The following is a 22,279-nucleotide window of genomic DNA, read 5'->3' as shown; positions in this document are numbered from 1 at the left end:
TCGTTCTAATATTGACGCCGTTTTTATGAGTTTGAGCTAGGGTATCAGCTCGCTACTCGCAATACAGGAGTAGCCTAAATTGGTTAAGGTTCGTGACGATCAACCGGTCCGTGAAGATGGATCCGTTGATCTGGATCGTTGGTTAGAGATTCTATCTAACCGTTATACATTCGAAGATGAAGCGCGTTTCCGTCAGGCATGCGAATTAGTTGAAGCCTCCTTGAATGAAGAGAGCTCAACTCATGATGTCTGGTCACTGGGGCAAAACGCCTATCTTACTGGTCTGGAGATGGTCCAGATCCTCGTTGACCTGCAGCAGACAGAAGAGGCTCTGGTAGCCGGTGTGCTTTACCGTGCAGTGCGAGAAGAGCGACTATCAATCGACCGGGTTAAAGCTAAATTCGGTGCTGAAATCGCTCGTCTTCTGCGCGGTGTCTTGCAGATGGCTGCAATTGGCAGTCGCAAAAATCCACGTGATGAAGAGGGCGTGTTAGGCACTGGCGGCAGTCAGGTCGACAACGTTCGTAAGATGCTGGTCGCCATGGTGGACGATGTTCGCGTTGCACTCATCAAACTGGCTGAGCGGACCTGCGCGATTCGTGCAGTAAAAGATGCGGATCGACGTAAACGTTACATCGTTGCACGTGAAGTGTTCGATATTTACGCCCCATTAGCGCATCGGTTGGGTATCGGCCACATCAAATGGGAATTAGAAGATCTCTCATTTCGATATCTAAAACCTAATGATTACAAACACATAGCAAAGCTACTTGCTGAAAAGCGTCTTGCGCGTCAAGAGTACATCGACAGTGTCATTAAGCTGCTCGAAGAGAAACTTGTAGAGGTAGGTATTGATGGTCAGGTTTCTGGCCGCGCTAAACACATCTACAGTATCTGGCGAAAGATGCAGCGTAAGAATATCGAATTCAATCAGGTTTACGATGTCCGTGCCCTGCGTATATTGGTGCCAGAAATTCGTGATTGTTACACCGTGCTGGGCATAGTTCATGGCGCATGGCGAAATATCCCGCACGAATTTGATGACTACATCGCATCACCAAAACCCAACGGTTATCGTTCACTGCATACCGCGGTATTCGGTCCTGAATCACAGGCAGTAGAGATTCAGATTCGCACCTTTGACATGCATGAAGAGGCTGAGCTAGGTGTCTGTGCTCACCACCTCTACAAAGGGACAGATACAGCGAGTCGCGCCGATGGCTATGAAGAGAAGATCTCTTGGTTACGCCAGGTTCTCGAGTGGCATGACGAACTGGGCGATACTGAATCATTGGGTGATATTCTCCACTCCGATGTGACCCAGGATCGTGTCTATGTATTCACGCCAGAAGGGCACGTCATTGATCTTCCTGCTGGCGCTACCCCAGTTGATTTTGCTTACCGTGTGCACACGGAAATCGGTCACCGCTGTCGAGGTGCACGTGTCTCGGGTCGTATTGTTCCGCTCAACCGCGCGCTGCAGACTGGTGATCAAGTTGAGATCATGACAGGCCCAGAAGAGCGCCCAAGTCGTGATTGGCTCAACACCAACCTAGGTTATGTAAAAACCTCTAAGGGTAGAGCTAAGATTGCTCATTGGTTTAAGACTCAGGCTCGTGATCAAAATGTGGATGCGGGTAAAGAGATGATTCAGCGTGAGTTTAAGCGATTGGCATTAGACGCCACTGAGGTAGACCTATCGGATATCGCACAACGTCTTAAGTTCCTTTCCAATGAGAACATGTTTGCGGCACTCGGTGCTGGCGATCTAAGAATCTCGCAAGTGATCTCAGCTGCACAAGCGCGTGAAGAGCAGGCCGAACGTGAATCACAATTGGATCTGGATGTTCCTGCTTCGTCACCAAAACAGAGTAGGTCGAGTGACTCTGGTGTCCATGTTGTTGGCGTCGGCAGCTTGATGACTCAATTTGCTAGTTGTTGTAAGCCGATTCACGGCGATGCCATTGCTGGATTCGTGACACAGGGCCGCGGCGTCTCGATCCACCGTGAAGATTGTAAAGAGCTACAACACCTGCGCGAGGTGGAGCCCAGTAAAATTGTTCAAGTGGCTTGGGAAGAGGAGGCTGAAGCCACCTACCCAGTCGATATTGTCATAGAGGCCTTTGACCGATCAGGACTGTTGCGCGATGTTATGACCATCTTAGCGAACGAGCGAATCAATATATTGTCGGCTAACACACTGACGGATAAGAGTAGCAACGAAGCGAATTTGGCGCTGACCCTAGAGATCGGTCGACTCGATAAGCTTGGCAAGGTGATGGATAAGATCAATCAAATTCCGAATGTCAGTGACGTTCGCCGTGAACGCTCAGGGGTTCATTAATGAGTGATCGCTATACCCTGGATGACCTCATCTACCTGATGGAGCGTTTGCGTGACCCAAAAGCCGGTTGTCCATGGGATCTGGAGCAGACCTTTGCTTCAATCGTGCCTCATACCCTCGAAGAGGCTTATGAAGTCGCTGATACCATCGAACGACAGGATTGGCCTCATCTAAAAGATGAGTTGGGCGATCTACTGTTTCAGGTCATCTTCTATTCGCAACTGGGTAAAGAACAATCCCTATTTGATCTTCATGAAGTGGTTGATCAACTCTGCAGTAAGCTGCTGCGTCGCCACCCTCACGTCTTTCCAACAGGTCAGTTACGTGACAGTGCAGAGTCGATCGAAATAGATCAGCAAACTGTGAATGCACAGTGGGAGCGGATCAAAGAGCAGGAGCGCGAAAGCAAAGATCGCGCCCGTGTTTTAGATGAGGTACCAACGACACTGCCGGCTATGAGTCGTGCCGTAAAGCTAACCAAGCGTGCCTCTAAGGTAGGGTTTGATTGGGATGATGCTACCGGCGTGCTGGATAAGATTGAAGAGGAGATCCAAGAGCTCCGCGAAGCGATGCAGCAAGGTGATTTGGATGCGGTTCGCGAAGAGTTAGGCGACCTACTATTTGTTAACGCCAACCTTGCACGAAAATTATCAGTCGATCCCGAGCAGGCTGTTCGTAATACCAACCTTAAATTTGAACGTCGCTTCAACCATGTCGAGGATAGGGTGCTAGCCAGTGGTAAGGATTGGAGAGAGTTTACGCTTGAAGAGCTAGACGCTTGGTGGGATGAAGCCAAAAAGATCGAGAAATCTAAAAAATAGGTTTGATAGAGTCTTTGGCACTATTCGCTTAAAGCCTAATAGTGATTCAGTTCTCAAGCTCTATACAGCCATGCTAATATGCGTGGCTTGCTCGGGATAAGTGATTCCCTTGAGCGCACTTTAAACAGCTTTATAAAGTGCTAAAGGTGACACCGCACGGCTATGGTCGAATTGTGTAATAGCCACACCTAAATTAATGTCAGCGGTAAGAATTTTAATGCTGCGCCCAGGCGCAGCGTATTTTTTTAAGGAGAAAATTAATGCGAATGATACTTCTCGGTGCACCAGGTGCCGGTAAGGGTACTCAGGCTCAGTACATCACTGAGAAATACGGTATCCCACAGATCTCTACTGGGGACATGCTACGTGCAGCCGTAAAAGCGGGTACGCCTCTAGGTGTTGAAGCCAAGAAGGTTATGGACGCAGGTGGTCTGGTATCAGACGACATCATCATCGGCCTAGTTAAAGAGCGCATTGCAGAATCAGATTGTGCTAACGGTTTCCTATTCGACGGCTTCCCGCGCACTATTCCTCAAGCAGATGCTCTGAAAGAAGCTGGCGTTGCTCTAGATGCAGTCGTTGAAATTGACGTCGCAGATGAAGAGATCATCAAGCGTATGTCGGGTCGTCGTGTACACCCTGGTTCAGGTCGTACTTATCACGTCGTATTTAACCCACCTAAAACAGAGGGTAAAGATGACGTAACAGGTGAAGACCTTGTACAGCGTGAAGATGACCAAGAAGAGACAGTTCGCGCTCGCCTAAACGTTTACCATGATCAGACTAAACCTCTGATCGGTTACTACCGCGGCTGGGCAGATGAAGATGCTGCAACTGCACCAAAATACGTATACGTAGAGGGTGTGGGTAGCGTTGACCAGATCCGTGATCGGGTATTCGAGGGCCTGGCTTGATATCAAAGCTAAGGTAAATTAAACCGCACTTACTTAGTGCGGTTTTTTATGCTCTTAAGGGTTTAAATACTGACACGGATTCAACTCGCTAGTGCAACGGGTTGATTGATTCTGCGATACTTATTAAGTTCAGTGGGGAGTTTGTGCCGTTAAGAGACAAAAAAGGAGAGCATTAAACTCTCCTTTTTTTATTTGCTAGCCTCTTCGACTTAGTTTCGAATCAGGTGATCAAAGGCGGATAGAGAGGCTGTAGCACCGGCACCCATCGAGATGATGATCTGTTTGTAAGGCACGGTGGTTGCATCACCCGCTGCGAATACGCCTGGTACATTGGTAGCACCGCGATCATCGATCTGGATCTCACCAAATTTGGTTAGCTCAACGGCACTCTCTTTTAACCACTCAGTATTTGGCACTAAGCCGATCTGAACAAATACACCTTCTAGCTCAACGCTGTGAGATTCGCCAGAGGTGCGGTCGGTATAGATCAAGCCGTTAACCTTACCATTCGCTCCAGTGATCTCTGTGGTTTGCGCGTTCTTGATAATGGTGACATTAGAGAGCGAGTTTGCTTTGTCTTGCAACACTTGGTCTGCACGAAGTGTGTCACCAAATTCTAAAACGGTTACTTCACTGACCACACCGGCAAGATCGATAGCTGCTTCGATGCCTGAGTTGCCGCCACCAATAACAGCTACGCGCTTACCTTTAAACAGTGGGCCATCACAGTGTGGACAGTAGGCAACGCCTTTGCCTTTGTATTCCGCTTCACCTGGGACACCCATCTCACGCCAGCGGGCGCCCGTCGCCATAATAATGGTTTTCGACTGTAGGTTTGCACCGCTCTCTAAGTTCAGTTGATGTAGGCCATCGGCTTCAGAGAGGCCCGCTGCGCGTTGCGCCGTGATGATATCTACGTTGTACTCTTTAACGTGCTGTTCCATGTTAGAGACCAGTTTTGGTCCCTCTGTGTAGGGAACTGAGATTAGGTTCTCAATGCCCATGGTGTCTTGAACCTGACCACCAAATCGCTCGGCGACTAAACCGGTGCGAATCCCTTTGCGAGCTGCATAGATAGCAGCGGCTGCACCTGCAGGACCGCCACCTACAACGAGTACATCGTATGGGTCGCGTTCCGATAGCGCTTCTGCTTCGCGCTCAGCACCGGCAGTATCAAGCTTCGCTAGAATCTCTTTGAGCTCAGTACGCCCTTGGGTAAATAGTTCACCGTTCAGGAATACAGCGGGTACGGCCATCACCTCACGCTCTTCTACTTCAGATTGGTAGAGTGCGCCATCGATCATCGTGCTGGTGATGTTTGGATTTAGGCGTGCCATCAGGTTTAGAGCTTGCACCAAATCCGGACAGTTTTGACAAGAGAGCGAGATGTAAGTTTCAAAATGGAACTCACCCTCAAGGCTCTTAATCTGACTCTGAACCTCTTCAGGCTCTTTGCTTGGGTGTCCACCGGCTTGAAGAAGAGCAAGAATCAGAGTTGTAAATTCGTGACCCATTGGAATACCGGAGAACACAACACGTGGTTCAGCATCGGCTTCACCAAGAATGGCCATGCTTGGCACTCGGTGATGATCCCAATCAGTTAGCGTAATTTTGTCGCTACGCTCAGCGAGCGTTGTCGCGAGCTCTCTAAGTTCGTTACCTTTTGCTGAGTCGTCAGCAGCTAACTTAAGCTCAATCGGTTGTTTGATGTAGCTAAGGTACTGGTCCAACTGTTGGACAATATTTGGCTCTAGCATGATGACCTCATGAATAAAAAATAACTAAGCTTTAGAGAGAAACGAGGCTGCGAGTGCAGCCTCGGGAAAGGACTTAGGTCCGATTAGATCTTACCAACAAGATCCAAAGATGGTGCTAGAGTCTCAGCGCCTTCTCTCCATTTAGCAGGACATACTTCGCCTGGGTGAGCAGCAACGTACTGTGCAGCTTTGATCTTGCGAAGAAGTTCTGATGCGTCACGGCCTACAGAACCAGAGTTGATCTCAACGATCTGAATTTTACCTTCTGGATCGATAACGAAAGTACCGCGCTCAGCAAGACCTGCTTCCTCGATCATTACGTCGAAGTTGCGAGAGATCTGGCCAGTTGGATCGCCGATCATTGGGTAAGTGATTTTACCGATCGTCTCAGAAGAGTCGTGCCATGCTTTGTGAGTGAAGTGAGTATCAGTTGATACTGCGTAGATCTCAACACCGATCTTCTGGAACTCAGCGTAGCTGTCTGCAAGGTCACCTAGCTCTGTTGGGCAGATGAACGTGAAATCTGCTGGGTAGAAGAAAACAACAGACCACTTACCTTTAAGGTCAGCTTCTGAAACTTCTACGAATTCGCCAGCGTGGAATGCTGTTGCGTTAAATGGTTTAACTTCCTGGTTAATGTAAGCAGACATTCTGTCTTCTCCTTGGTTGGTTAAATTGTCATGTTTCAAGAATGCGACGAATCTTAAAGTTCGCCGACAAAAAGGTAAAATTAATTGTAACTAATGATGTTATTAATAAATGCTATCAGGCAGTCTCTTTTTCAAGGGCTGATGCAGAAATTAATTCGCGGGTGTAATCCGTCGAAGGGGCATTAAAAATAGCCTCTGCAGTGCCAGATTCAACCACTTTGCCACCTTTCATCACCATAACGCGGTGACTTAACGCTTTTATGACAGCGAGATCGTGGCTAATAAAAAGATAGCTTAGTTTATATTGGCGTTGCAGGGATTGAAGTAGATCAATGACCTGTTTTTGAACCGTTCTGTCGAGGGCAGAGGTCGGCTCATCTAACACGATTAATTTAGGCTTTAATACCAGTGCTCGCGCGATGGCGATTCGTTGTCGCTGGCCACCTGAGAACTCATGCGGGTAGCGATGTCTAGATTCTGGATCTAGCTGCACATCCAGAAGGGCTTGAATGACAGCGGCTTCTCTCTGTTCAGGTGAGAAACTCTGTTGTACTTCCAGCCCCTCACTAATGATCTCTGCCACAGTCATTCTCGGGCTGAGGCTACCGAAGGGATCTTGGAAAACGATCTGGGCAACACGGCGATGAGGTCGCATCTCCTTTTGGTTGAGCGAATCAACACGTCTGCCATCTAGCCATATCTCACCTTCGCTTTTGGTCAGTTTCAGAAGGGCAAAGGCCAGGGTTGATTTACCTGACCCTGATTCACCGACAATACCCAATGTCTCGCCCTTTTTGATCTGCAGATCGATGCCGTCAACCGCTTTAATGTGATCATAAACGCGTTTTAGAAGGCCCTGAGTTTTAGGAAACCAGACTCGAATGTTTTTAGCTTCTAACAAGGTGTTAGCGTCTGCTTCAACAGCAGCGAGGTCGCGCACAGGTTCTGCATTGAGCAGTGTGTTTGTGTAGGGGTGGTTGGGTGCATTAAACAGTGTAAGAGTATCGCCCTGCTCAACGACCTTTCCCTGTTGCATGACGAGAATTCGATCGGCGTAACGCTGCACAACATTCAGATCGTGAGTGATGATCAGTATGGCCATTCCCAATTTTTGTTGCAGTGCCATCAGCAGATCTAATATCTGCTTCTGTATCGTGACATCCAACGCAGTGGTGGGTTCGTCGGCAATTAGAATCTCGGGTTCGTTGGCTAATGCCATCGCAATCATGACACGCTGGCGCTGACCGCCTGATAGCTCGTGGGGGTAACTTTTCAAACGGGATTCAGGTGATGGGATACCCACCAGCTCTAGAAGCTCTATCACTCGTGTACGGGCCTTAGAGCCCGATAATCCCTTATGCAGTTTAAGCGATTCAGCTATCTGTTTCTCGATGCTATGAAGCGGATTAAGAGAGGTCATCGGCTCCTGAAAAATGTAGCTGATTCGGTGGCCTCTTATTGATCGAAGTTCGGCTTCTGTTGCGTCCTGAAGATCTTTCCCCTGGAAAACGATCGAGTCTGCTTGTATCTCTGTCTGCTCAGGCAGCAGTTTCAATAGCGACAGGGCTGAGACCGATTTGCCTGAACCCGATTCGCCAACAATCGCCAGTGTTTCACCTGCGTGTAGAGAAAAACTTAGATTCTCTACAGCTGCTTCAGGCTGATCAGGAAATCGAATCGATAAATGTTTTACGTCTAGAATCGGTTTCATCGGCTCTGTTTCCTGGGATCAAACGCGTCACGAACACCTTCACCAATAAAGATCAGTAACGTCAGCATGATAGAGAGTGATAAGAAAGCGGTCACACCTAACCAAGGTGCATGAAGATTCTCTTTGCCCTGTGCCACAAGTTCACCTAAGGATGGCGAACCGGGTGGTAGGCCAAAGCCAAGAAAGTCGAGCGCGGTTAATGTCACCAGTGCACCATTAAAGATGAAGGGCATAAACGTCAGAGTCGCAACCATAGCATTGGGAAGGACATGCTTAAACATGATGACTGAGTTCGGTTGCCCTAGAGCCCTTGCTGCTCTGACATACTCTAGGTTGCGTGCACGCAAGAATTCAGCGCGCACCACATCCAGCAAATTCATCCATGAGAAGAGCAACATAATCCCTAGCAACCACCAGAAATTAGGCTCCACTAGGCTGGCTAGAATGATCAATAGGAAGAGAACCGGCAGACCGGACCAGATCTCAATGAAACGCTGCATCAATAGATCGACCTTGCCTCCGTAATACCCCTGTAAAGCACCCGCCACAACGCCAATAACTGAGCTGGCAAGGGTCAGGACCGTGGCAAACAGTATCGAGATACGAAAACCGTAGATCAATCTTGCCGCGACATCACGCCCCTGGTCATCAGTGCCTAACCAGTTGTCGGTAGTAGGCGGAGAGGGGGCCGGTTGGTCCAAGTTAAAATTGATTGTGTCGTAGCTGAACGGGATAACGGGCCACCATAGAGTGCCGTTTTGCTCCTCAATCAGTTCAGTAATATAGGGATCGCGGTAGTCGACCGGTGCATCAAAGTCACCGCCAAAATCGGTCTCTGTATAGTTTTCCATTAACGGATAGAACAGCCCTTGATCCGTTTTGATTAGGATCGGTTTGTCATTTGCGATCAATTCAGCAAAGAGCGACAGGGTAAACAGCAACATAAAGATCCAAAACGAGTAGTAGGCTCGTCGGTTGCTTTTAAACTGTGCAATGCGTCGCTGAGTAATGGGTGATGCCATCGTTTAACCCTCTCGACTCTCAAAATCGATACGAGGATCGACAAGGGTATAGGTGATGTCTGATACCAGCTTTAATAGAAGCCCCACTAGGGTGAAGATGTAGAGCGTACCGAAAATAACAGGGTAATCTCGGTTGATAACCGCCTCATAGCCAAGCAGCCCTAAACCATCCAGTGAGAAGATCACCTCAATCAACATCGATCCTGTGAAGAAAATACCAATCAATGCAGCAGGCATACCCGCTATGATCAGTAGCATGGCATTTCGGAATACATGGCCGTAAAGAACCTGATGCTCGGTTAAACCCTTAGCCCGAGCGGTCAGTGCATACTGCTTATGGATCTCATCAAGGAAGGTGTTTTTAGTCAGCATGGTCAGCGTTGCGAAGCTGGAAATAACGGACGCTAGGATTGGTAGAGCAAGGTGCCAGAAGTAATCCCCGATTTTTTCGATCAGAGTCATCTCTTCAAATCCGGGTGAAGTTAAGCCTCGCAACGGAAACCACTCAAAGTAGGTGCCGCCGGCAAATAGTACGATCAGTAAAATAGCAAACAAGAAGTTTGGGATCGCGTAGCCAACAATGATGATGCTGGAACTCCAGATATCAAAAGGGGAGCCATCTCGAACCGCTTTTCGAATGCCTAAAGGAATGGAGACTAGGTAGGTGATCAGTGTGGTCCATAGCCCAAGAGAGATCGAGACAGGCATCTTTTCGATAATCAGATCAACCACCGGTTTATCACTGAAAAAACTACGGCCAAAATCGAAGGTTAGATAGTCTGTCAGCATCTTAAAAAACCGCTCATGGGCCGGCTTGTCAAAGCCATAGAGTTGTTCGATCTCAGCAACCAGTGCGGGGTCCATGCCTTGGGCACCCCGATATTTTGAATCGCCGCCTTGTGCATCGGCGCTGATATCTGAACGCTCTCCTGAACCAATACGACTGGTCGCATCAACCGAAAAACCCTGTAGGTGAGCGAGAGCTTGTTCAACCGGTCCACCAGGCGCCAGTTGAATAATTAGGAAGTTCAACAGCAAGATACCGAACAGCGTCGGTATCATGAGCAGTAATCGTCGAACAATGTACGCTGCCATTATGGCTTAGCCCACCAGGTATCCAGTCCAATGGTGTAGGTGGGGCGAATCGCAGGTAACTCAAATTTATCCCAGTAGGCGACACGGTGTGAGTCGATGTGGAACTGAGGCACCACAAAATGGTTCCACTGCAATACTCGATCCAGTGCTCGAGCACGCAGCACAAGCTGCTCACGATCCGGAGCTTGAATCAGAAGCTCCACTAACTGATCAATCGCGGGATCTTTGATGCCGATTAGATTTCTGCTACCGGGTTGATCGGCGGCTTCCGATCCCCAAAATTCGCGCTGCTCATTGCCTGGTGAGCTGCTCTGTCCAAAGCTGCCGACGATCATGTCGAAGTCAGTTGAACGAAGACGATTAATATACTGGGATACATCAACGATGCGGATGCTGACCTGCATCCCCAGTTTCTCTAAATTTTGAATAAAGGGTGCAACGACGCGTTCAAAATCCTTTTGCACCAGTAGTATTTCGAAATTGAATGAATCTCCGGCATCATTAACCAATTTGCCATCTTTTAGTGTCCAGCCAGCCTCTTTTAAAAGTTTAAGTGCTGTGCGAAGTTGAGTTCGGTTGCGCCCATCCCCTTTGGTGGTTGGCGCTTGGTAAACGGTTGTAAACACCTCATCCGGAATCTGGCCTCTGAACGGCTCTAAAATGGCCAACTCTTTTTCACTGGGTAGTTCAGTGGCGGCCATCTCTGAATTAGAGAAGAAACTGTGACTGCGAGTGTATGCGCTGTAAAACAGGTTGGCATTGGTCCACTCAAAATCGAAGCCGTGTGCGATGGCTGATCGAACACGAGGATCACTGAACTTGTCGAGGCGCGTATTCATGATAAAGGCTTGCATACCAGCCGGGTTGGCATCAGCAATCAGCTCCTTCTTAATACGACCCTCATCAAATGCCGGGCCCGTATAGCTGGTCGCCCAGTTTTTAGAGGAGTTCTCCTCTCTAAAGTCATACTCTTCAGCTTTGAATGCCTCCAGTGCGACGGTGCTGTCACGGTAGTAATCAAACTGCATGGCATCAAAGTTGTAGCGACCGCGGTTAACCGGAAGGTCGGTTCCCCAATAATCTGGGTTGCGCTTGTAGGTAATGGTTCTACCCGCTTCAAAAGAGTCTACAACGTAGGGCCCTGAACCCAAGATAGGGTCCAGCGAAGGCTTGGTGAAGTCTCGTTCTTTCCAATAGTTCGCAGAGAGAATAGGGACCTCGCCAATGATCAATGGCAATTCGCGGTTCTCTTCACTGCCAAACTCAAAACGGACAGTATGGTCTGTAATAGCGGTGATTGAACGGATGTCGCGGTAGTAAGCTTTGTAGAAGGGTGAGCCCTGTTCACGCAATAGTCTGAAGGTCTCGATGACATCGATTGCTGTCACAGGGGTACCATCGCTGAAACGTGCCTGCTTACGAAGATCAAACTCAACCCAGGCTCTGGATTCAGGCATACGGACCGCTTCGGCTAGTAAGCCGTACTGAGTGAAGGGTTCGTCGTAAGAGCGAGCCATCAGGGTGTCAAAGGTTAATCCGGTACCATCCGCTGCTGTGCCTTTGATAATAAAAGGGTTAAAGCTATCAAAAGTGCCGTTGGCGGCCTGTTTAAAAACTCCGCCTTTAGGTGCTTCTGGGTTAACGTACTCAAAATGACTAAACCCTGCATCGTATTTCAGGTCGCCGTGCATCGCGATCCCGTGCGAAGACTCGACACTGGCATGAGCCGTCAGTGCAACGGCGAATGAGAGAATGGCGCCTATTTTTTTTATGGAATTTTTTTGAATAGAACCCAAAGCCACGGAAACCTCCAACGAAACAGTTTATAAAACTATACGTTAGAAATAGGGTGCTAGGGTTAAAAATTCAACTTATTTTGTTGAATTGAGTGACTCAGCAAGCTTTTCCAGTTGCTGATGACGTTCGCCACGAGGCGTCTCTTGGCTTTTAAGCTGCTGATCCAACTCCATCAGCTTAGTCAGCTTGATTTGATCGCCCATCGAGAGACTGCGAATGAGGTCTTGATCAACCCATTCGCGGATGCGTTTCATCACAACTACTTTGAAGACCACAGCTAGAACCACCGAGATGACGATGATTGCAATGCCTAAAGTATCCATTAGCCCTGCTCAGGTTGTTTAACGCGAAGGGGTTGGCCTGGCATCAATAGGGTATCGATGCTGATGTCGTTCCATTTAAGCAGTTGCTGAACACTGATGTTGTGGCGCTGCGCAATGACGCTGAGGTTATCACCCTTGCGGACCAAGTACTGTGCAGTTGAAGAGGCTTGAGCATCGGCTTTGAAAATCGCTAAACGCTCACCAATTTTAAGCGTCTTAGAGGTGCCAAAGTTGTTCCAGCGAGCGATCGACTTATGATCAACGCCGTAGATTTTCGCAATTTTCCAGAGCGAATCACCGGATTTAACCGTGTGAAGAATCTTTTTACTGCCTGCGGGTGCGCTCTTGCGGATACTGGCGGTGCGACGTTGCGTATCACTCAAGCGGTACTGGCTGGCATCAACCAGCGCTGATGGGATCAATAGAGATTGGCCAACGCGAATCAGAGAACTTTTCAAATCATTCGAGGTCTGAATGGTCGAAATGTTTGTGTTAAAGCGCTTAGCGATGACCGATAAGCTATCGCCAGGCTTAACTTCGTAACGAGCCCAGTTGATTCTGTCTGAAGGGGCGAGTGATGCTAGTTCGGTTTTAAAGCGCGCCGCGTTATCAACTGGAACCAATAGCTGGTGCGGGCCCTCTGGGTCCGTAGCCCATTGTGAAAATCCCGCGTTGAGCTTGTAGATCTCATCCAGTTCCACTCCGCTCAACTCAGCAGCGCGTGACAGATCGATCTGCCCCCCAGTATCGACGATTTCAAAATAGGGTTTGTCTGCAAGAGGCGCTAAAGCAAGACCATGCTTGTCTGGGTTTTTGAACACCTCAGAGATCGCTAGAATTTTAGGGACGTAGTGGCGAGTCTCACGCGGCAGTTTTAGATTCCAAAAATCGGTTGGCTTGCCGGCTTTTTTATTGCGTTTAACTGCACGACCTACGGTTCCCTCACCGGCGTTGTAAGCGGCCATGGCCAACAACCAATCCCCATCGAGGTAGTCGTGCAGATACTCTAGGTAGTCCAATGCCGCATGCGTTGATGCAACAATGTCGCGTCGACCGTCGTACCACCAGTTACGCTTAAGACCGAAATGATCGCCGGTTGCTGGCATGAACTGCCATGCTCCAGACGCTTTAGCCGGTGATTTGGCAAATGGGTCGTAAGAGGACTCTACTGCTGGTATTAGAGCGATCTCTGCCGGCATGCCACGTTTGATCACTTCATGCAGTACAAAGTGGTAGTAACGAGAGGCGCGGCCTGTTAAGCGGTTCAAATATTTGTCGTGCTCAACATACCAATCGATATGCTGTTGAACGACCTTTTTGTCCAGGTTGTGGTTGAGTCGCATGTTGTTGCGGGTTATTTCCCACAAGTCTGCTTTCTTTGGATCTTTCTCAAGTTCTAGAAGTACCGATTTAATCGGGGCTTCATCCCACTCTGGCTTCACTTTGGGTTCGGTACGCTGAACAAGAACAGGCTCGCTCTCAAGCACCTGGACAGGCTCGGTTGGACTCTGCTGTGCGCTCTGTTGTGTCGCGACGGTCTGACAGCCTGCGAGTGTGATCGCAAGGGCGCCAACCATCAGTGTCGATTTCAACTTTGCCATAGTGCCTTTCTGGACATTTATACCGAAAATTTAAAGCCGCAATTCTACCTGTGAGGGGCTATTGGGTCAATTTCATTAATTTTCTGTTAAGGAATAAAAAGTCCACTTCATAGATCACTATTTAGAAGCTGTTCTTCCATTCTCGCAGTGCCGCCAAGGTCTCGACTCCAGCACAGAGTGTTTGGTTGGAATAGTGGCTGGCGCTCTGAATTAATGCCGCTTCACGCGTTCGCATGTAGGGGTTTATCTGGCGTTCTAATCCGATGCTGCTTGGCAGTGTCGGTCTGTTATCGGATCTTAGCTGTTCGCATCGAGTGATCGCTTGGTCGATGTCACTATTTTCTGGGTCAGCGGCTTTGGCAAAGGCCAGGTTGGCTAGAGAGTACTCATGCGTACAGTAGACCTCGGTCGCATCCGGTAGGCTTGCAAAGTAGTCCATTGCTTGTTGCATCTGATCTGCACTTCCCTCAAACAGGCGACCGCAGCCAGCTAAAAACAGTGTATCGCCACAGAACATCTGTGGTGTATCGCCGTTAACTAAGTAGGCGATATGATCCAGAGTGTGTGCAGGGACAGCTTTGATAGATAGAGACGCCCCAAACAGCTCAATGGAGTCTCCGTCAGATAGAGGGTGTGTTACACCAGGAAACTTTGAGTCAGATGAGCCGTAAACAGGCACTGAGTATCGCGCATTCAAGGCGTCAACACCGCCAGTATGATCTCGGTGGTGATGGGTGACTAGGATAGCAGACAATGTTTTGTTGGATTGAGTCAGATGCTGTTCAACCACATCCGCATCACCTGGATCGACAACGGCAATGGATGAGTCATCAGGTGATTCGATGACCCAGATATAGTTATCGTCAAATGCGGGTAATGGGGTTAGCTTAAACATCCTGAACTCCGAGGCTGAAATTTCCCCTCAGGTTACCTAGAATAGAGATCAATGAGAACCTCATTTGAAGGTGAAAACGATGAGTAGTGTGACTGATTTGAACGCAGTCAGCGAACTGCAAGCCTGGTACGACTCAGAGTTGGGGCAGCAGTTTTTGGCACAAGAGCGCCAGATGATCGAGCGTGCATTGCTCTCCGTGCAGGGCAGTCGTCTATTACAGGTTACTTTGGACGGTCGTCAGTGGCTCTGTGATACAGCCAGAGCTCAGCACGCTGTATTGGTTGCTCCTAGAGTTGAGCTAGGGATGGAAGAACGAACCCTAATTGCAACGCCAGAAGAGCTGCCCGTGCAGTCGGCGGTCATTGATATTTTGGTATTGCACCATGCTCATGAGTTTTCTGCGGATCCACACCAAGTTATTCGTGAAGCGGCCCGTATCCTTCGCCCTGGTGGTCATCTGATTTTGTTGGGTTTTAATCCGACCTCCTGGTTAGGGTTGCACTCACAGTTTAAGAGAAATCAGGGCGCCCCTTGGCGTGCCCAATTTATCTCGCAACACCGTTTAGGCGATTGGTTTAAGTTGCTGCAGCTCTCATCCTTAGGTGGGGACTCTAAAGAGTTCAACTACCCTCTGGAGAGTAACCAGTGGCGGCAACGGATCAGGCCTGTGGCCAAGGTGATTAAGGCGTTGCCGTTTAAATCCGGCAATCTATTCACAATAACAGCAAGAAAAGATGTAGCGGGTCTCACACCACTGCAACCGCAGTGGAATCGTCGTCTACTTGGCAAGTTACAAGTGATAGAATCTAAAGCAACAAGTGCTGGTGTAAGGCGAAATAAGAGTTGAAAGTAGTCACGATATATACCGACGGGGCCTGTAAAGGTAATCCTGGGCCTGGTGGTTGGGGTGCGCTATTAAGTTATGGCGGTGCTGAGAAAGAGATGTGGGGTGGGGAGCATGAAACCACCAATAATCGCATGGAGATCATGGCGGCTATCGAATCGCTAGAGTGTTTAAAACGACCCTCTAAGGTAATTCTCTACACAGATTCGGAATACCTGCGCAAAGGGATCACAGAGTGGATCCACGGCTGGATGAAGCGAAATTGGAAAAACTCCCAGGGCAAGCCGGTTAAAAATGCCGAGCTTTGGCAGCGACTTCATCAGGCGACACAACAACATGACATTGAGTGGCGATGGGTTAAGGGCCATAGTGGTGATCCAGGTAATGAACGAGCCGATCAGTTGGCTAATCGCGGATATGAGGAACAGCTCTAATGAGTCGTCAAATTGTACTCGATACTGAAACCACCGGTCTTGAGCCCGAAGAGGGTCACAACATCATCGAGATCGGTTGTGTGGAGATGGTGGCACGCCGCTTAACCGGTAACAACTACCATCAATACATTCTGCCCGATCGTGAGGTTGATGCTGAGGCGATGCAGGTCCACGGCATTACCAATGAATTTTTGGCAGACAAGCCTAAGTTCAATGTTGTGATGCACGAATTCATTGAATACGTGCGTGGTGCCGAACTGATCATCCATAACGCGTCGTTCGATGTCGGCTTCATTAATAAGGAGTTTGAGCGCAACGGGATTAAAGAGCGCATCGAAGAGTTCTGTACGATTACCGACAGCTTAGCCTTAGCGCGTAAAAAACACCCTGGTCAGAAGAACAACCTAGATGCTCTCTGTCGTCGGTACTTTATAGATAACTCGCACCGTGAATTGCACGGCGCCTTGCTCGACTCTGAAATCCTAGCCGATGTCTATTTGGCGATTACGGGTGGTCAAACCGCCTTGAGTCTATCGGTGGATGGGCAAGATGAAGAGGGTGGTGGACAGCGAATCAGACGCCTTACTCCTGAACAGGTTTCTGGTCTTAAAGTGTTGAAAGCGAGTGAAGATGACCTCACTGAGCACGAACGTTTTTTGGATATGCTGGATAAGAAATCAGACGGCGCTGTGTGGCGAAACCTTTCTCAGGAGTCGTGAGACTCTAGCCATTCAATCAAACGTTGAATGGCGTTGCCACGCGTGCGACTCAACTGCCTTTCCAAGCCAAGGTCCGTTAGGTAAGTCTTGATCTGTTCGACAGTGGATCCCTGATCAATCTGGTGCTTAAAAAGCTGAATCAGAGCAGTAATCTGACGGCTCTCTGAGCACCCATCGAACTGAATAAAACCCTTTTCACTACTCAGTTTTATCCAAGTCTGACTGGCACAACCGGTGACGAGATTTTCTGGTCGCTTTAGGCTTGGGTCTATTGAGACTGATCCCAAACTCATCAGTGCATTCAGTCGTGTTGGCCAATCTTTCGCTTGCTCAACCTGTTCTATCCAAAGCTTTGCTGAATCGCTATTCGATGTCTCATCACTCGTCACAGGTTGATGGCTACAGAGTGAACGCAAAAGGGCGATACAAGTGTCTAGCTCTTCAATTGTGTTATAAAACGCTAAAGAGATGCGCACAGAAGAGTGCAATCCAAATGACTGCATGAGCGGTTGCGCGCAGTGGCTACCGGCACGAACAGCGATGCCCTGTGCATCGAGTTGAGCGGCTATGTCGTCGGCATTGATCGTCTCATGATAGAAACTCACAATGGGTAAGCTGAACTCTCCAGCAGGGAGTATTTTAATCCCCTCTATGGATTTGAGTCCCTGCAAGAGGTGACTGGTCAGTTGCTGCTCGTGCTCTTCTATCTCTGCACGGTCTAGATTGTTTAGGTACTCAGCGGCAGCTGCCAATCCAATGGCGCCGGCAATATCGGGCGTGCCCGCTTCAAAGCGCAGCGGCGCCTCGGCATACTGGGTCTCAGTTAAGCTGACCGACTCAATCATCTCGCCGCCAACTTGCCAAGGGGGCATCGCATTAAGCAGAGCCTCTTTCCCGTAAAGAACCCCAATACCGGTCGGACCAAACATCTTGTGACCCGAAAACGCATAAAAATCAGCGTCAAGATCCTGCATGTCCAAGACCAGGTGCGGTGCCGCTTGAGCCCCATCTATCAGAGTCGTTAGGCCCTCTCTCTTGGCCAGTTTTACCATCTCTTTAATGGGGTAGACGGTGCCTAGGACATTGGAGGCGTGGGGTAGTACCACCAGTTTTGGATTGAGTTTAAGGTAGCTTTGGTACTGATCTGAATTGAGTTCACCTGACGCTGTCAGTTCGATGACGTCTAAGTGGGCGCCAACCTGCTGCGCTAATCGCTGAAACGGAAGAATCGCAGCGTGATGAGCAGAGATAGCGATAACAATGCGATCACCTGCCTTGAGAATGGGTCTTAGGTAACTCTCGGCGACGAGATTGAGACCTTCGGTTGCACCTCGAGTCCAGACAATTTCATTGGGTTTAGCATTAATGAACTGTGCTAATTGACCTCGAGCCTGTTCAAAGTGTGCGGTTGCTAGGCTGCTCAGGTGGTGAGCCGCACGGTGAACATTGGCATTCTCTTTCCGATAAAACTGAGTTATTGCATCGATCACTTCGCGCGGTTTTTGAGTGGTAGCCCCGTTATCGAAGTAGATCAGGGGTTTCCCATCAACTCGTGTATTGAGGATAGGAAAGCTCGAACGTATTCGTCGCAGGGTTTGGCTGTCCATCAGTGACTGGTTTGCTCACGCAGCCAGCGACTCTGCCAGCGTGTATACATCATCGCAGCGGTAAACAGAGTCGAAATCAACAACACTTCAATCACACCATAGAGGGCTAAATGGGGTTGGATAGCCGTCAGTACACTGCCCAAGAAATAGAGCAGCAATACGAAGCAGAGCCAAGCGTGAGGACGCGGTGTGCCCTTTAATATAGCGGGTGTAAAACCGATCAGTGGCAGTAAGTGAACCAGCCAAATCACCCAAGGGTTATCTCCAGAACTCGGTGCTAACCATAAGAAACGTAGAGTGTAGAAGATTAAAAGGGCGATAAAGCTGACACGGGTAATTAAACCACTGATTGACGCTTTGCGTTGTAGAGACATGTTAACTCCTTTAACGACTGCTCAAACGCTGCGCTAGGGTACCCAAACGTTTACCCTGAGCGACGGCAATTCTCTGTTCGTCTTGTGATAGGCGGTGACTGTTTTGCGATACCTGACTGGCACCGTAAGGTGTGCCACCACGGGTGGTTGAGTGCAGTTCAGCAACATTATAGGGAACACCGACTAACAGCATTCCTTGATGGATCAAAGGCAGAGCCATAGAGAGCAGCGTACTCTCTTGACCGCCATGCAGTGAGCTGGATGAGGTGAACAGTGTTGCCGGTTTATCGATCAGCGAGCCAGACAGCCACTCTGACGTGGTCGTCTCGATAAATGCGCTTAACGCACTGGCCATATGACCAAACCGGGTTGGACTTCCTAATGCTAGGCCTGAGCACTCTCTTAAATCGTCCTGTGTGACATAGAGTGTCCCTTCACTATCTGCGAGGTCAGACGTTTCTGCAGCCGGAACGGTTCTTATTTGAGCGTTAATACCAGATTGTTCAATGCCCAGTGCGATCGATTCAGCCAGCGCACGGGTCGCGCCATGACGACTGTAGAATAGAACCAGTACGTACGGCGCAGACATATTACAGAATCTCTAATACTTGCTCAGGAGGGCGGCCAATGCGCGCCTTGTCACCGTTGATCACAACGGGACGCTCCATCAGTTTTGGGTACTCAACCATAGCGTCGATCAATGCATCAGCTGAGGACTCTTTAGTCAGACCGGCCAACTTGAACTCATCCTCTTTGGTGCGCACTAGGTCGATTGGTGTTACACCCAGTGCGGCAATCAATTGACGAAGCTCATCAGCGGATAGAGGCTCTTTTAAATACTCACGAACGGTGAGTTCAGCCCCTTGCTCTTCAACCAGTGCCAAAGTTTGACGTGATTTAGAGCAGCGAGGGTTGTGAAGAATAGTGATGCTCATTGAAATAGTTCCTTATTGGCCCAGTTTCGCGATCAGCGCGTCCACTGCGTTATCCAGTGGAAGATCCGAGGCTTCAGCATCACGTCGACCTTTGTACTCAAGTTGACCGGCTGCAATGCCTCGGTCTGAGATCACTAGGCGGTGTGGAATGCCTGTTAGCTCCATGTCGGCAAATTTAACCCCTGGGCGCTCTTTTCGGTCGTCTAGTAGTACATCAACACCTTTTGCCTTCAGTTCTGAGTAGAGTTTGTCCGATAGCGCTTTTACGTCATCAGATTTATCGTAGTTCAGTGGTACTAGAGCAACGGTGAAAGGTGCTAGAGATTCTGGCCAGATGATGCCGTTCTCATCGTGATTCTGCTCAATGGCAGCTGCAACGACACGAGTAACACCGATACCGTAACAACCCATGGTCATTGGCACCGCTTTGCCGTTTTCATCCAATACCGTTGCATTCATCGCTTCGGAGTACTTCAAGCCCAACTGGAAAATGTGTCCCACTTCGATACCGCGACGAATGTTCAGCGTACCTTTGCCGTCTGGACTTGGGTCGCCAACTTGCACGTTGCGAAGATCTGCAACGCGTGGGGTAGGAAGATCACGCTCCCAGTTAATTCCGAAGTAGTGTTTACCATCGATGTTAGCACCGGCACCAAAGTCAGACGCACAAGCCACTGCGCGATCAATAACGATCGGAATAGGAAGGTTGACTGGACCAAGGGAGCCAGGGCCGGCGCCCACAATTGCACGGATCTCTTCCTCAGTTGCCATGGTCAGAGGAGAGGCAACTTCAGGCTGCTTCTCCGCCTTAATCTCATTTAACTCATGGTCGCCACGAACCAGAAGGGCAACGATCTCTGAATCAACCTCGTCCGACGCTTTGACCATTAAGGTTTTAATCGTCTTCTCGATCGGTAGGTTGTGCTGTTCAACGAGCGCGGCAATGGTTTTAGCATCAGGCGTGTCAACCAAACGCATCTCTTCTGTAGGTGCATCCGGAGCGGCTTTAGGTGCGATTGCTTCCGCCATTTCAACATTGGCTGCGTAATCGCTGCTGTCAGAGAAGGCGATATCATCTTCACCAGAAGCGGCAAGAACGTGAAACTCATGAGAGCCGGTACCCCCAATAGAACCGTTATCGGCAATGACTGGACGGTAATCTAGGTTAAGGCGGTCGAAGATGCGAACGTAAGCATCAAAGTAGTCGTCGTACGTCTTCTGTAGTGACTCTTGGTTGATGTGGAAGGAGTAGCCATCCTTCATAACAAATTCACGTGAGCGCATTACACCGAAACGCGGACGAATCTCATCACGGAATTTGGTTTGAATTTGGTAAAAGTTAGCCGGTAGCTGTTTGTAACTCTTAAGCTGGTTGCGAACCAGATCGGTAATCACCTCTTCGTGAGTCGGTCCAACACAGAAATCACGCTGGTGACGATCTTTCAAACGGAGCAGTTCAGGTCCGTACTGTTCCCAGCGGCCTGACTCTTGCCACAATTCAGCCGGCTGAATCGCAGGCATCAGTAGCTCCTGAGCACCCGAAGCATCGAGCTCTTCGCGAATGATCTTTTCAACCTTGCGCAGTGTTTTAAGACCCATCGGTAGCCAGGTGTATAGGCCTGATGCCAGTTTGCGGATGAGGCCCGCACGAAGCATTAACTGATGACTGATAACCTCTGCATCAGCAGGAGTCTCTTTGACGGTCGCAATAAGAAATTGACTAGCACGCATGGTGAAATTGTTTCCAGCTCAAATAAAAAGAGCCCATAGTTTAAGGATGGGCTCTTTCGGCTACAAGTTTTAAAAACAATTATGCGGTTTCAGATACTAAATCTAGCTCTTCTAACATCGCTTCTAAGCGATCAATTTCCGTCTCATTAAAGACTGGGATGCCAGACTCAATGACCTCTTGCGCTGCAATACCAGCGCCAGACGCCTCTTTACCACTGAAGGCAGCGCCTGAGATGTCGCGATTACCACAGGCTGGGCTATCTGCTTTCATCAAAGCCGCAACGCACCCCTCTCGCTTTGCCAGTTCTGCTGTGAGCTCGGCGCCAAGAACAAACTGCGGAGTAACGTCTTCGCCTTCATCTGTGATGACTTCAACCGGAATACGACGAGCAATAGTGGCGTAGGGGCGAGGGACAGTGAGACCACCGGCGACCTCGGGACAGATCCTAACGAGGCGATCTTCGTTTTGTAGCCTCTCTAGCAGGGGGTGATTAATGAGGTTGTGACGTCCATCGTATCGAACGTTTTCGCCCAAAAGACAGGCGCTGATAAGCACTTTATTCATAAATGTGTGACCGTGTTTTTTTATTATTGTGTCGTAGATGTCGCTGTACGACGATTTAGTGGTTGGCGATCATACAGAAGTGGAAAGGGGAAGTCAGCCTGTGAGTCTCAATCAATGGTCTTACACAGGCTGTTAGGCTG

21 protein-coding genes are annotated in these 22,279 nt (G+C 49.1%); 6 read left to right on the top strand and 15 right to left on the bottom strand.

Annotated features, from left to right (window positions below):
- The first annotated feature begins 79 nt into the window (after positions 1-79).
- The 3 genes from relA to adk all read left to right on the top strand — a co-directional run bounded on the left by relA (position 80) and on the right by adk (position 4,079).
- A complete protein-coding gene (relA, locus tag XMG59_RS11020; protein ID WP_173482115.1) occupies positions 80-2,344 on the top strand; it encodes a GTP diphosphokinase in 2,265 nt (754 codons plus the stop codon).
- Positions 2,344-3,165: a nucleoside triphosphate pyrophosphohydrolase gene (mazG, locus tag XMG59_RS11015; RefSeq protein ID WP_173482114.1), complete on the top strand. Its 822-nt coding sequence runs from the start codon at positions 2,344-2,346 to the stop codon at positions 3,163-3,165. Before relA ends, mazG begins: the two co-directional genes overlap by 1 nt.
- 260 nt (positions 3,166-3,425) lie before the next feature.
- On the top strand, positions 3,426-4,079 hold the full coding sequence (gene adk / locus XMG59_RS11010) for an adenylate kinase (protein ID WP_173482113.1): 654 nt from the start codon (positions 3,426-3,428) through the stop codon (positions 4,077-4,079).
- Positions 4,080-4,288: 209 nt separating this feature from the next.
- On the opposite strand, the gene ahpF is transcribed toward adk, so the two are convergent.
- The 9 genes from ahpF to gloB all read right to left on the bottom strand — a co-directional run bounded on the left by ahpF (position 4,289) and on the right by gloB (position 14,930).
- On the bottom strand, positions 4,289-5,836 hold the full coding sequence (ahpF, locus tag XMG59_RS11005) for an alkyl hydroperoxide reductase subunit F (RefSeq protein WP_173494515.1): 1,548 nt from the start codon (positions 5,834-5,836) through the stop codon (positions 4,289-4,291).
- Positions 5,837-5,919: 83 nt separating this feature from the next.
- On the bottom strand, positions 5,920-6,486 hold the full coding sequence (ahpC, locus tag XMG59_RS11000) for an alkyl hydroperoxide reductase subunit C (RefSeq protein WP_173498712.1): 567 nt from the start codon (positions 6,484-6,486) through the stop codon (positions 5,920-5,922).
- A 115-nt stretch (positions 6,487-6,601) separates the two neighbouring features.
- Positions 6,602-8,197 carry an ABC transporter ATP-binding protein gene (locus XMG59_RS10995; protein ID WP_173482110.1) on the bottom strand — a complete coding sequence of 532 codons (1,596 nt, stop codon included), beginning with the start codon at positions 8,195-8,197 and terminating at the stop codon, positions 6,602-6,604.
- Complete coding sequence (locus XMG59_RS10990) at positions 8,194-9,219, bottom strand: ABC transporter permease (protein WP_173498711.1); 1,026 nt, start codon at positions 9,217-9,219, stop codon at positions 8,194-8,196. Before XMG59_RS10990 ends, XMG59_RS10995 begins: the two co-directional genes overlap by 4 nt.
- A gap of 3 nt (positions 9,220-9,222) precedes the next feature.
- Positions 9,223-10,314: a microcin C ABC transporter permease YejB gene (locus XMG59_RS10985; protein ID WP_173484077.1), complete on the bottom strand. Its 1,092-nt coding sequence runs from the start codon at positions 10,312-10,314 to the stop codon at positions 9,223-9,225.
- A complete protein-coding gene (locus XMG59_RS10980) occupies positions 10,314-12,116 on the bottom strand; it encodes an extracellular solute-binding protein (protein WP_371731515.1) in 1,803 nt (600 codons plus the stop codon). The genes XMG59_RS10985 and XMG59_RS10980 overlap by 1 nt, the downstream gene beginning before the upstream one ends.
- A gap of 69 nt (positions 12,117-12,185) precedes the next feature.
- The gene (locus XMG59_RS10975) at positions 12,186-12,434 is read right to left on the bottom strand and encodes a hypothetical protein (RefSeq protein ID WP_173484076.1); all 249 of its coding nucleotides are present in this window, start codon (positions 12,432-12,434) and stop codon (positions 12,186-12,188) included.
- On the bottom strand, positions 12,434-14,035 hold the full coding sequence (locus tag XMG59_RS10970) for a LysM peptidoglycan-binding domain-containing protein (RefSeq protein WP_173484075.1): 1,602 nt from the start codon (positions 14,033-14,035) through the stop codon (positions 12,434-12,436). Before XMG59_RS10970 ends, XMG59_RS10975 begins: the two co-directional genes overlap by 1 nt.
- Before the next feature lie 121 nt (positions 14,036-14,156).
- Positions 14,157-14,930, bottom strand: a complete 774-nt coding sequence (gene gloB, locus XMG59_RS10965) for a hydroxyacylglutathione hydrolase (RefSeq protein ID WP_173498710.1) — start codon at positions 14,928-14,930, stop codon at positions 14,157-14,159.
- A 79-nt stretch (positions 14,931-15,009) separates the two neighbouring features.
- Between gloB and XMG59_RS10960 the strand changes: the two genes are divergently transcribed.
- The 3 genes from XMG59_RS10960 to dnaQ are packed head-to-tail and all read left to right on the top strand — an operon-like array spanning position 15,010 to position 16,927.
- Positions 15,010-15,777: a class I SAM-dependent methyltransferase gene (locus XMG59_RS10960; RefSeq protein ID WP_173482104.1), complete on the top strand. Its 768-nt coding sequence runs from the start codon at positions 15,010-15,012 to the stop codon at positions 15,775-15,777.
- A complete protein-coding gene (rnhA, locus tag XMG59_RS10955) occupies positions 15,774-16,208 on the top strand; it encodes a ribonuclease HI (protein WP_173483475.1) in 435 nt (144 codons plus the stop codon). Before XMG59_RS10960 ends, rnhA begins: the two co-directional genes overlap by 4 nt.
- Complete coding sequence (gene dnaQ / locus XMG59_RS10950; RefSeq protein WP_173482102.1) at positions 16,208-16,927, top strand: DNA polymerase III subunit epsilon; 720 nt, start codon at positions 16,208-16,210, stop codon at positions 16,925-16,927. Before rnhA ends, dnaQ begins: the two co-directional genes overlap by 1 nt.
- Here dnaQ and XMG59_RS10945 read toward each other — a convergent pair.
- The 6 genes from XMG59_RS10945 to XMG59_RS10920 form a co-directional block, all read right to left on the bottom strand.
- Positions 16,915-18,534, bottom strand: coding sequence for a SufS family cysteine desulfurase (locus XMG59_RS10945; protein ID WP_173498709.1), 1,620 nt, complete (start codon positions 18,532-18,534; stop codon positions 16,915-16,917). The two genes, dnaQ and XMG59_RS10945, sit on opposite strands and share 13 nt — an antisense overlap.
- Positions 18,534-18,908 (bottom strand): DUF2069 domain-containing protein, encoded by a 375-nt coding sequence (locus XMG59_RS10940; protein WP_173482100.1) that lies wholly within the window; start codon positions 18,906-18,908, stop codon positions 18,534-18,536. Before XMG59_RS10940 ends, XMG59_RS10945 begins: the two co-directional genes overlap by 1 nt.
- A 10-nt stretch (positions 18,909-18,918) precedes the next feature.
- Positions 18,919-19,497: an NAD(P)H:quinone oxidoreductase gene (gene wrbA, locus XMG59_RS10935; protein WP_173498708.1), complete on the bottom strand. Its 579-nt coding sequence runs from the start codon at positions 19,495-19,497 to the stop codon at positions 18,919-18,921.
- A gap of 1 nt (position 19,498) precedes the next feature.
- Positions 19,499-19,843 carry an arsenate reductase (glutaredoxin) gene (gene arsC, locus XMG59_RS10930; protein WP_173482098.1) on the bottom strand — a complete coding sequence of 115 codons (345 nt, stop codon included), beginning with the start codon at positions 19,841-19,843 and terminating at the stop codon, positions 19,499-19,501.
- 12 nt (positions 19,844-19,855) lie between these two features.
- Positions 19,856-21,574, bottom strand: coding sequence for a proline--tRNA ligase (locus tag XMG59_RS10925; RefSeq protein WP_173482097.1), 1,719 nt, complete (start codon positions 21,572-21,574; stop codon positions 19,856-19,858).
- Positions 21,575-21,653: 79 nt separating this feature from the next.
- Positions 21,654-22,139 (bottom strand): DUF523 domain-containing protein, encoded by a 486-nt coding sequence (locus XMG59_RS10920; RefSeq protein ID WP_173482096.1) that lies wholly within the window; start codon positions 22,137-22,139, stop codon positions 21,654-21,656.
- Between the last annotated feature and the right edge of the window lie 140 nt (positions 22,140-22,279).

The organism is Marinobacterium sp. xm-g-59 (genome assembly GCF_013283315.1).
Lineage (GTDB): Bacteria > Pseudomonadota > Gammaproteobacteria > Pseudomonadales > Balneatricaceae > Marinobacterium_E.
The sequence above is the reverse complement of the archived record's forward strand: the minus strand, read 5'-3'. Positions and strand labels throughout refer to the sequence as shown.

Bases quoted from the DNA above. Each gene is read 5' to 3' on its own strand.
- XMG59_RS10960 (WP_173482104.1), top strand. From the start codon at position 15,010: ATGAGTAGTGTGACTGATTTGAACGCAGTCAGCGAACTGCAAGCCTGG.
- XMG59_RS10920 (WP_173482096.1), bottom strand. From the start codon at position 22,139: ATGAATAAAGTGCTTATCAGCGCCTGTCTTTTGGGCGAAAACGTTCGA.
- ahpC (WP_173498712.1), bottom strand. From the start codon at position 6,486: ATGTCTGCTTACATTAACCAGGAAGTTAAACCATTTAACGCAACAGCA.
- XMG59_RS10945 (WP_173498709.1), bottom strand. From the start codon at position 18,534: ATGGACAGCCAAACCCTGCGACGAATACGTTCGAGCTTTCCTATCCTC.
- ahpF (WP_173494515.1), bottom strand. From the start codon at position 5,836: ATGCTAGAGCCAAATATTGTCCAACAGTTGGACCAGTACCTTAGCTAC.
- XMG59_RS10975 (WP_173484076.1), bottom strand. From the start codon at position 12,434: ATGGATACTTTAGGCATTGCAATCATCGTCATCTCGGTGGTTCTAGCT.
- dnaQ (WP_173482102.1), top strand. From the start codon at position 16,208: ATGAGTCGTCAAATTGTACTCGATACTGAAACCACCGGTCTTGAGCCC.
- wrbA (WP_173498708.1), bottom strand. From the start codon at position 19,497: ATGTCTGCGCCGTACGTACTGGTTCTATTCTACAGTCGTCATGGCGCG.
- mazG (WP_173482114.1), top strand. From the start codon at position 2,344: ATGAGTGATCGCTATACCCTGGATGACCTCATCTACCTGATGGAGCGT.
- XMG59_RS10925 (WP_173482097.1), bottom strand. From the start codon at position 21,574: ATGCGTGCTAGTCAATTTCTTATTGCGACCGTCAAAGAGACTCCTGCT.
- XMG59_RS10985 (WP_173484077.1), bottom strand. From the start codon at position 10,314: ATGGCAGCGTACATTGTTCGACGATTACTGCTCATGATACCGACGCTG.
- adk (WP_173482113.1), top strand. From the start codon at position 3,426: ATGCGAATGATACTTCTCGGTGCACCAGGTGCCGGTAAGGGTACTCAG.
- XMG59_RS10995 (WP_173482110.1), bottom strand. From the start codon at position 8,197: ATGAAACCGATTCTAGACGTAAAACATTTATCGATTCGATTTCCTGAT.
- XMG59_RS10970 (WP_173484075.1), bottom strand. From the start codon at position 14,035: ATGGCAAAGTTGAAATCGACACTGATGGTTGGCGCCCTTGCGATCACA.
- XMG59_RS10990 (WP_173498711.1), bottom strand. From the start codon at position 9,219: ATGGCATCACCCATTACTCAGCGACGCATTGCACAGTTTAAAAGCAAC.
- arsC (WP_173482098.1), bottom strand. From the start codon at position 19,843: ATGAGCATCACTATTCTTCACAACCCTCGCTGCTCTAAATCACGTCAA.
- gloB (WP_173498710.1), bottom strand. From the start codon at position 14,930: ATGTTTAAGCTAACCCCATTACCCGCATTTGACGATAACTATATCTGG.
- XMG59_RS10940 (WP_173482100.1), bottom strand. From the start codon at position 18,908: ATGTCTCTACAACGCAAAGCGTCAATCAGTGGTTTAATTACCCGTGTC.